This window comes from Syntrophorhabdaceae bacterium (genome assembly GCA_035541755.1).
In the GTDB taxonomy this organism is placed as follows: Bacteria; Desulfobacterota; Syntrophorhabdia; order Syntrophorhabdales; family Syntrophorhabdaceae; genus PNOF01.
The window spans coordinates 1-9,224 of record DATKMQ010000089.1; the positions used below are offsets into that span (position 1 = coordinate 1).

Annotated in this window: 11 protein-coding genes; 9 read left to right on the forward strand and 2 right to left on the reverse strand. The window is 53.2% G+C overall.

What is annotated here, in order from left to right:
• From VMT62_08580 to VMT62_08615, 8 genes are all read left to right on the forward strand, one after another.
• On the forward strand, window positions 1-983 hold a 983-nt coding region (locus tag VMT62_08580; protein HVN96469.1), incomplete at its 5' end, for a type II secretion system F family protein.
• A 65-nt stretch (window positions 984-1,048) separates the two neighbouring features.
• Window positions 1,049-1,498, forward strand: a complete 450-nt coding sequence (locus VMT62_08585) for a prepilin-type N-terminal cleavage/methylation domain-containing protein (GenBank protein ID HVN96470.1) — start codon at window positions 1,049-1,051, stop codon at window positions 1,496-1,498.
• 14 nt (window positions 1,499-1,512) lie between these two features.
• Window positions 1,513-1,944, forward strand: coding sequence for a prepilin-type N-terminal cleavage/methylation domain-containing protein (locus VMT62_08590; protein HVN96471.1), 432 nt, complete (start codon window positions 1,513-1,515; stop codon window positions 1,942-1,944).
• 15 nt (window positions 1,945-1,959) lie between these two features.
• Window positions 1,960-2,586: a prepilin-type N-terminal cleavage/methylation domain-containing protein gene (locus VMT62_08595; GenBank protein ID HVN96472.1), complete on the forward strand. Its 627-nt coding sequence runs from the start codon at window positions 1,960-1,962 to the stop codon at window positions 2,584-2,586.
• 39 nt (window positions 2,587-2,625) lie between these two features.
• A complete protein-coding gene (locus VMT62_08600) occupies window positions 2,626-3,672 on the forward strand; it encodes a general secretion pathway protein GspK (GenBank protein ID HVN96473.1) in 1,047 nt (348 codons plus the stop codon).
• A gap of 54 nt (window positions 3,673-3,726) precedes the next feature.
• Window positions 3,727-5,289 (forward strand): PilN domain-containing protein, encoded by a 1,563-nt coding sequence (locus VMT62_08605; protein HVN96474.1) that lies wholly within the window; start codon window positions 3,727-3,729, stop codon window positions 5,287-5,289.
• A complete protein-coding gene (gene gspM / locus VMT62_08610; protein ID HVN96475.1) occupies window positions 5,273-5,827 on the forward strand; it encodes a type II secretion system protein GspM in 555 nt (184 codons plus the stop codon). Before VMT62_08605 ends, gspM begins: the two co-directional genes overlap by 17 nt.
• A gap of 1 nt (window position 5,828) precedes the next feature.
• Window positions 5,829-6,578 carry a hypothetical protein gene (locus VMT62_08615; GenBank protein HVN96476.1) on the forward strand — a complete coding sequence of 250 codons (750 nt, stop codon included), beginning with the start codon at window positions 5,829-5,831 and terminating at the stop codon, window positions 6,576-6,578.
• 35 nt (window positions 6,579-6,613) lie between these two features.
• On the opposite strand, the gene VMT62_08620 is transcribed toward VMT62_08615, so the two are convergent.
• A complete protein-coding gene (locus VMT62_08620; GenBank protein ID HVN96477.1) occupies window positions 6,614-8,437 on the reverse strand; it encodes a secretin N-terminal domain-containing protein in 1,824 nt (607 codons plus the stop codon).
• 65 nt (window positions 8,438-8,502) lie between these two features.
• On the opposite strand from VMT62_08620, the gene VMT62_08625 reads away from it, so the two are divergent.
• Window positions 8,503-8,703 carry a hypothetical protein gene (locus VMT62_08625; protein ID HVN96478.1) on the forward strand — a complete coding sequence of 67 codons (201 nt, stop codon included), beginning with the start codon at window positions 8,503-8,505 and terminating at the stop codon, window positions 8,701-8,703.
• A 164-nt stretch (window positions 8,704-8,867) separates the two neighbouring features.
• On the opposite strand, the gene gspG is transcribed toward VMT62_08625, so the two are convergent.
• On the reverse strand, window positions 8,868-9,224 hold a 357-nt coding region (gene gspG / locus VMT62_08630; protein ID HVN96479.1), incomplete at its 5' end, for a type II secretion system major pseudopilin GspG.

Here is a 9,224-nt window from a genome sequence, read left to right on the forward strand (position 1 = left end):
TACTGCTTTCCGCCGGCCTGCCCCTTGACAGGAGCCTTAATATCCTCTCCGAATTGTCCGAAAGCAAGGCCATGAAGGAGATCGTCGACTCCGTGCTCAAATCCATACGCGAGGGCGGGTCGTTCTCCGAGGCGCTCCAGAAACACCCAAAAACCTTTCCTCGTCTGTACGTAAATATGATACGTGCAGGTGAAACGGGAGGGGTGCTTGATGTTGTCCTCGACAAGCTCAACGAATTCCTCGAGTCGACCAAGGAATTGAAGGACCATGTAGTCTCAGCCATGATCTACCCTGCTATACTCTTTTTCGTCGGTGGCATCTCCATCATCATTCTCCTGATCTTCGTGGTGCCCAGGTTCTCCGTTATCTTTTCCGAGTTCGGGAGCGCCCTGCCGGTTACCACCCGTGTCCTGCTCGGCGTGAGCAACTTCATGAAGATATACTGGTGGGCCGGTCTATCGGTCGTTATCGCGCTTTGGATCATCGCACAGTCCTATATACGATCAACGACGGGAAGGTTACAATGGGATACGTTAAAACTCAAGCTTGTGGGCGATGTGGTGCGAAAGCTCGAAACTGCCCGGTTCTGCAGGACCCTTGGTACCCTCCTCAAGAGCGGTGTTTCCTTTCTGCAGGCGTTAAACAACGCCAAAGATGTAATCAGCAACCAGGTCATAGCCGTGGGCCTTGATGGCGTTGCCAAAGGCGCTAAAGAAGGAAAGGGCATAGCCGCTCCATTAAGCGAAGCCAATGTTTTCCCCCCACTTGCCCTGTCTATGATAAAGGTGGGCGAAGAGACCGGACAGCTCGATACTATGCTTCTTAAAGTTGCCACCGCCTATGAGAAAAGCTTGAGAGAAGCCGTCAAAAGGTTTGTGAGTTTCTTAGAACCGATTATGATTCTCATTATGGGTCTTGTTATCGGTTTCATCATTATCTCCATACTCCTCTCGGTATTCAGTATCATGGACCTGCCGTTTTGAAACCTGAACAGGAATCTAGTCCCATGTCTCGCCGGATGAGAAGCTTAATAATTTTCCGGTCTTCTTTGCAGAAATCTCTTGGGTGCACGAGGGCATTTACCCTCCTTGAAATCATTATAGTCCTTGTTCTTGTGGCCGTCATTTTTGGGCTGGCTGCGCTCTCATTTACCAACGCGCTTCCTTCCGCCCGGCTCAGTGCGGCGGCGCGGGAACTCTCCGCAAGCATCAGGCAGACCAAATCGCTCGCGCAGAACCGGGGTGAACAGCAGATTTTCACCATCAATCTGGATACCCGACAGTATGGCATAGAGGGCGTAACCGCGAGGACCATACCGCCCGAGATTTCCATAATGGTGGACGATCCGATATCAGGAGAAATCCATAGCGGCCGGTATTCGATCTTATTTCAGGCGGGCGCCGGCGTGGAGGGCGGGACCGTGGTGCTCGGTTATAAGAAGAGGACCTTTCTCATTCAAATTGACCCGGTTGTGGGTGCGGTGATTGTGCGTAGATGACGAAGGTGATCCCTATGAGAGGCGCGAGAAGAAGCGCACGTACCGTTTCTGACCAGGGTTTCCGCAGGTCCGAGCTCGGCTTCACACTGCTCGAAGTCCTGGTGGCGCTCTCCATCCTTGGCATTGCGGTGACTATTGTCTTTCAGCTCTTCTCATCGAATCTGAGAAACCTCACGGCTTCCGAAGACTACGTCAAGGCATGCGTGAAGGCCGATGCGTTGATGCGCGAAGTGCTCGAAAACGAAAAGCTGGATGTAAGTTCATGGACTCAGGCCACACCCGATGGGTACCGCCTTGATGTGAGCGTGGCCGACACCCTTTCGGACAGGACAAAGGAGCTTCCGGTCAAACTTCTCGAAGTCGTGCTCACCCTTCACTGGCAGAAAGATGCAAAAGAGAGGTCGTTGACTTTGCGCACCATGAAGATGGTGCAGAGAAGGATTTAGGGCCAGGATAAGCGAATGCAAAAAAGCGTGAACAGGATGGTCAGTGTTGCCCGCTCGGTAAGAGGCTTTACCCTGCTTGAGCTCATCATCTCCATTGTCCTCATCGCTCTTATCGTGGTTATTACCTCCGGGGGCATGCGGATGAGCTATCGATCCGTGGATAAAGGCGAACGAAAGATCGAATCCCTCGAAAGATACAGGACTTCCCTTGCCTTAATCGAGGCGCAGATAGAGTCCGCGGCGCCGCTCTCCTTCGAAGAGGAGGCTCAGAAGCGCTACTATTTTGAGGGCACGGCGAACACCATGAGGCTCACCACCAACTATTCGATCTGGGGCGGACAAAAAGGATATGTGATTGTAGATTATACCATCAAATCCGATAACAACGGGATGAAGAGCCTGTACGCGTCGGAGGGTACGATCGGGGCGAAGAACTCGAGGGAGACGTTACTTCTTTTTGGTCTTAATCAAATCGCCTTTGAATACTATTTTAAGGACCCCACGGAGGATGAAGGAGTGTGGATCGAGGAGTGGAATGATACCACCTCACTTCCCCTGAAAGTACGGCTGAGACTTGCGGAAGGATCAAGCGAGACGGCTCTCATCATCCCAATGAAAGCTCGGGGGACCTTGACGCGATAGAGGTACAAACCTTGGTGAAGATAGGATAACGGGCGGATAATGCATAAGAAACGAGGAGCACCGGAAAAAGTCGGGTGCCGACGTGAAAAAGAAAGCGTCGCAGCGAGGATGATGCTATCGGAAAAAGGCATCGCCCTCTTGCTCGTGCTCTGGATACTCACGATTCTTGTGGTCATTGCGCTCTCGTTTTCATTTATGGTAAGGACGGAGACCCACGCCACGTTCTTCTTCAAGGAAGGTATGGAGAAACAATTCCTCGCTCAGGCGGGGCTTGAGCGGGCCGCGACCGAAATGGTCTACAGAGGCATCTACAAGAACAGACAGACCGTTCAGGAGTCTACTGAAACAATTCATGTGGATGGGACACCTTATACAGGCCAGCTGGGCGCCGATTCATATGTTTATGCAGTCACCGATGAATCGGGGAAAATCAATCTTAACACGCTCACCGATATTTCTGGTATAATACTGAACAATCTGCTGGTAAACCAGGGGGTATCGAAGGAAACTGCCGATACGATCGTCGATTCCCTGCTGGACTGGAGAGATGCCGATGAGTTGCGCAGGCTTCACGGCGCTGAGAGCGATTATTATATGTCTCTGCCCAACCCGTACAAGGCGAAGAACGCAGACCTTGAAACGGTGGAGGAGTTGCTCATGGTAAAGGGTATGACGCCTGAGATCCTCTATGGGAGCGGGGAAAAGACCGGTATCTTCAACTTTCTCACGGTCTATTCGAGGATAGCTACGATCAACGTAAACGCGGCTCCCAGAGAGGTCCTCATGGCATTACCGAGCATGTCCCCCGAGAAGGCGGACCAGATCATCGCCCTTCGGCAAACTACAGAGATCAGGAATTTAGCGGAAGTGGCCTCCATCGTGGGGAGCAGTTTCCCTTTGATTGGGCCTTACATCGGCCTCGCGGAGTCAAATATATACACCGTTGAATCCACGGGGTACAAGGCTGGCGAACGGCTCGGATTCACTGTTAAGACGACCATGTCACTGGAGGGTAACGGCGCGTACCGCACGCTCTATTACAAGAGTCCCGCCGGTGTCAAGGCATTTTCTCAAAGCGGAAAGTGATGCCCTCTAAAGAGCTGGGCACGAAAAGAGAATGAAGACAAGGCAAGCGATATCATGATGAGAGGGACAGAAGCACTTAAGAAATTATCCGATATTTCGGCGTCAGGCTCCGATCTTGCCGGTAAGCTCAAAGACCGGTTAAGACCGGTCTGGGACCTCCTCACCTTACGCCTTATGGATGGCGTGATCATGCCGAAAACGAGTCTTTCCGTTTCCCTCGAAAGAGGCGCGATATGGGTCGTTGTCGGCTCGCGTTTTTTGTCCCGAATCACCATCAGAAGGTTCAGAAAATACGCATTTGAAGAAGGAAAGTATGCGAGCCCGGAAAGCCTTGCCTCCACGCTCGGGCTGGCTTTGAAAGAACTTAAGGTATCAAAGGCGGGCGTAACGCTCGCCTTCCCCAGAGAATGGGCCATTGTCAGGGCCGTTGAGCTCCCGGGTGCGGTGAAGGAGACAATCACGGACGTTATTGCGTACGAATTGGATCGGCTGACACCCTTGAGTCTTGATGACGCCTGCTACGATTTCAAGATATTGAACGAGCACGATGGAAAAGTCGATCTTATACTTGCCGCCGCCAGGGCGAGTCTTATCAACCAATACAGGGAAGCACTGGCTAAGGAAGGTATCATCCTGGAGAAGGTGACGGTCAACCTCTCGAACCTTGCCACGCTCTGCGCCTACACCGGACAGGAACCTGATGTTATCTGTCTTGAAGTCGATTCCTACGGTTACGAAGGTGCCCTCATTCGCAGAAACCTGCTCGCTCAGTCGGTGGGCGGTACATTCCTCGCCGATGAGACGCGGGAGGCTACGCTTGCAAACGCGATTAACCCGCTCATAGACATGGCTCGTGCTGAGGGCGTGACCCCCGCGGTGCTCTTGTCCGTGAAGGGAGATGGCCGCGTCTCTCTCGACCGACACGTGAAGGTGCCCGTCAAGGTTTTAGAAAACGGCGCCATGAAACTGAGACTTGCTCAGGGCACCCAGAACATATCGAGTAGCGCCGTAGGAGGCGTTGTGGATAGTCTGTGGCCGGATGCCCAGGGGCTCAACTTTTTGCGGAAGGGAGTCACCGAAAAGACAAGACTGCCCGTCGCATCTACCGTAATACTGGTGATACTCATCCTTGCCACCTCGATTCCATATGTGCTTCTGCCCCTCCAGAGAGAACAGAGACGGTTGGATGAGATAAACCGCCAGATAGCGCTGAGAAAGGATGAGGTGAGGCGCATAGAAGGTCTGCAAAAGGAGTTCGATGCCTTAAACGTTGAGACAACCACACTCGAAAAGTTCAAAGAGTCGAACCCTCTCGCGCTCGTGCTTCTCAAAGAGCTGACTACTATACTGCCAAAAACTGTGTGGCTTACGAGAACGCGTATCACCGATACAACGGTGGACATCGAAGGGTACGCGGGCTCCGCTTCGGAGATACTCCCTAAGCTTGAGCAGTCGAAGTACTTCAAGAAGGTTGAGTTTGCATCTCCCACCATCAGGGACGTACGGCTCAACGCCGACAGATTCGTGATCAAGATGGAAATTGAAGGGTTTGGCACGGGCGAAGAGGAAAAACCTAAAGAGGCAGGAGGAAAGCCGGTTGATGGAAAGAAGAAATAGGCTTATCATATTTGCCATCCCTGTTATCATCGTACTTCTCGTCCTCATCGCATATCAATACGGATACGAAAAAGTCCGCGCCGATATTGCCTCTGTCAGAGAAATGGAGGTCGCCAAGACAAAGACGTTGGAGAGATACGTCACGATCATCGCGGGAAAACCCGAGCTTGAGAGCAGGCTCACGGCGCTTAAGGAAAAGAGGAAGGCCGATGATGCGAAGCTCGTCCAGGGAGACACATCCTCTCTTGCCGCAAATACCCTTGAAGATACGGTCAAGGGAATCATTACGGGGAGAGGCGGTACTATATCGAGCGAACGGGTTGAAAAGCCTGAAGACCTGGGAAATTTTAAGGTCGTCAACGTGACCATGGATGTGGTCTTGCCGGACACGCGGGCCTTGAGTGATGTGATCTATAGTATTGAGACACGGACGCCCTATATTGTGATCAAAGAGCTCGATACGCGGGTGAGGAACTTCCGGGAACCAAGGGACCTCATGGTGAAAGTGAGGGTAGCCGCTCTCACGGGGGGCAAATAGGATGCGTTTTCTCAAGTATTTATACAGTAACGTGCACCTCCTTAACATATTGCTCATGGCGGGACTTCTCTTTCTCGTATTCTTTGTGGTCCTCCCGCTTTTCTCCATGAATGTACGATATACGCCGCCCCGGCCGCAAACAAAGGCTACGGCCGAGGAGCAGGGGCTAAACGACAAGGCGCCACCGGCCTCTGCCGCAGATTTTACGACCGTGGCGGAGAATAATCTTTTTCACCCGGACAGGGTCATACCTCCGGAAAAAAAAGACGAGCAGGCCTTTCCGAAACCTGATCTTGTGCTTTACGGGACCGTAGTCACGAACGGTGTGAGTCTCGCATATATAGAGGACAAGAAATCCCCCCAGACAACACCCGGGAGGGGGAAAAGGCAAACAGTCGTTAAGAGGGGCGATACAGTGAGTGGCTTTGTGGTGAGAGAGATTGGGAGCGACAGGATAGTGCTAACGAGGGGCGACGAGACCATGGTCGTGCAACTCTCCGTTGAGGGAAAACAGAGGGGCGACACGGGATCAACCACATCAGCCATATCAACCACCATGAGACCTTCCGGCTCTGCCGCGACAACGACCACCTCACAGGCGACTTCCGTTCCCTCCGCTGCGAGCCCATTTACCCAGTCCATGCCCACGCCGTCCCAATCCGGGGCCCAACAGGCGTCTCCGCAAATGCAGAGGAATCCTTCACGCGGGCCGCGAGGCCTTATACCTCCAGCCGCGGATCAAGCCTATTAGCAAATATTGTTGAAATTGTGAATAACGGACGCCCGCTATTGGTTGGTGGGGGAGGCACCTTCACGCGGAGGGATAGCCGTATCGGACGAATCCGGTGCACCTTTCTTTGTCTGCAGACCGCCATTGAGCAATTCTTCTTTACGTAAGGCCCCATTGCTACTGCCGGTTATGCGGTCCATAAAGTCGGAGGTGATGCTGCCTGCCTGCTCGGCGTTTCTGATTACGTGAGGTGTAAGAAAAATAACCGTCTCGTTCCGAATCTTCGTGGTTGCTGTGGTACCGAAGAGGTACCCCAGTATGGGTATCCTGTTGAACCAGGGGATGCCCGTGTACCCTTTCGTGTGATCCTCCCGTATGAGACCTCCGATGATGATAGTCTGGCCGTCATGGACCACAAGGTTGGTAGCCGCTTCAGTTTTATTGATCGTTATCTCCTTCTGACCGTTGCCTGCGTCCACCGAGTCGCCAAGGGCCGATATCTCTTGCGACATCTCCATGGCCACGAGGCCGCTCTCATTGACCTGGGGCTTGATTTTCAAGATGATGCCGATATCCTTATATTGGACCGTTGATGTGGTGCTGATACTCCCGGTGGTATTGAGTATGGATGAGGTCACGATAGGCACCTGGCTACCCACCTGGATATGAGCCTCGCGGTTGTCTGAAACAAGTATGTGCGGGGCGGCCAATGTCTTACTTTTCGAGTTTGTGGCTAACGCGTTGATGAGCCCCCTGGCGTTGCCCCTCGCATCCACGCCCACATAACTGAAACCCTGTGCCAAAGCCGGCAGGTTCGATGTTGAACTTGATGAGCTGCTGCTTGGCGCAACAAGATTGGCGGCGTTGAGGGCAAGATCGCCTTGAATCCGTCCGCCCTCATAGTTAAACGTTGTGCTGAAGGCGTAGGCGAGTCCTAGGGTGAAATCGTCCGTCAGGGTTACCTCGGCGATGAGACCTTCGATCAGCACCTGTCGAGGCGTGGTGTCTATTTTGACAATGGTTTCCTTTATGGTTTCATAATCTTCGGGTGTGGCAAGGACTATGACGGTGTTCTTGATCTCGTCGGCAAAGATCTTCGTAAGCTCCGAGACGAGCATAGGGCTTGTGCCTGTACCTGTGGTGCCCGTGTAGGGCTGTTGGGTTGACTGGGGGAGAGGCTGTTGAGTTGTCCCGGGCATGCCCGATGTGGGGGTGGAGGTGGATCCCGCCCTTGTAGCTGTGGTCGTGCTGGAGGTTGTGGACCTGGCGGCGCCTAAGAATATCTGAGAAAGGAGGTTCGCGATATCCGCTGCCTTGCTGTTTTGCACCGGGTATACAAACGCCTGGGCCCTCTTCTTCTTCTGTGTTTCATTATCAAACGTATCGATGAGCTGGAGTATTCTCCGTACGCTCGCGTCCGTATCCACTATGATGAGCTGATTGCTTTTAGGTACGTCAAGGACCACGGCGTTGGCCGACAAGAAAGGTGTGATGAGCTTGACGACTTCTGAAGACTGGAGATAGAGAATGGGGACCACCTGGATGATCGATTTCCCCGTAGGGGGTATCTTGGTCGGGTCCCTTCCGAAAGAAACGGGCGATGGTTCTCTCGACACGTCGCTTAAAGGTACAATCCTGTAGAGGTCATTGTCCTCGACCACGCCGATGCCGTTGATCCTCAGTATGACCTCCATGATCGGAAGCACCTGGTCTGTGCTCACAGGGGAGACCGACCGGAAAGTAACCCTGCCCCTTACGCGGGGGTCTACCACGTAGTTGACTTTCAGAATTTCACCGAATATGGTCTGTATCACGGAAAACACGTCGGCGTCGTCAAAATTGAGGCTTATGGACCCTGAGACGGCGCCGGTCGCTGCCATGGGTCTTCTCAAGGGCGTTCTCGGCGGTGTTTGTGTCGGCGGCTGCTCTCCTGAGGAGGGGGCTTGTGGTTGAGTCACCTGCGCGGGTGTGGCGGGAAAAGGCTCTGCGGCAGGACCTGAAGACGGCGCCTGAGGCGGCGGAGTCGCTTGCGCTAGTACCGGTAGAGGCTGAATCTGGATTTGCGTTCCCTGGGGAATGGGTGCCGGGGCGAACGTCTCAGCCTGAGCGATCTGTACGAGGTGACGGGCTTGAGACGCTCGGATAGCAACATCCCGATCCTGAGCGGCGTGAGCTCCATGAGTCAGGCAAGCAAGAACCGCACAAAGCATGAATATTTTGATAGTCCTGATACGCTCTCTCCTCAGTCGATCTTTTCCACTTCGAACATCTTTACGTCATAACGGTACGGAAACACCCTTACCGTCAATCTCATTCCCAGCTCGTAACGTCTTTAGCTTCTTTATCACCGCCGGGGGCTCCATCGCTACCATACGAGAAGAGGTCATATTCGCCGTGGGTTCCCGGGGCCTGGTAATTATAAGGTTTGCCCCAGGGATCATCAGGCAAGGCCTTTTTCAGGTAAGGACCGTCCCATTTATCCACGCCAGGGTTTGTAACGAGGGCGTTCAAGCCTTCCTGTGTAGTGGGATACCTTCCCGTGTCAAGACGGAACTGATCTAAGGCCTGGCCGAGCAATTCAATCTGCGCTTTTGCGGCAGCCTGTTTCCCTTTACCGAGATTTGGAAATAGTTTGGGCCCTACGAGCGCCGCAAGCAAGCCAACGAT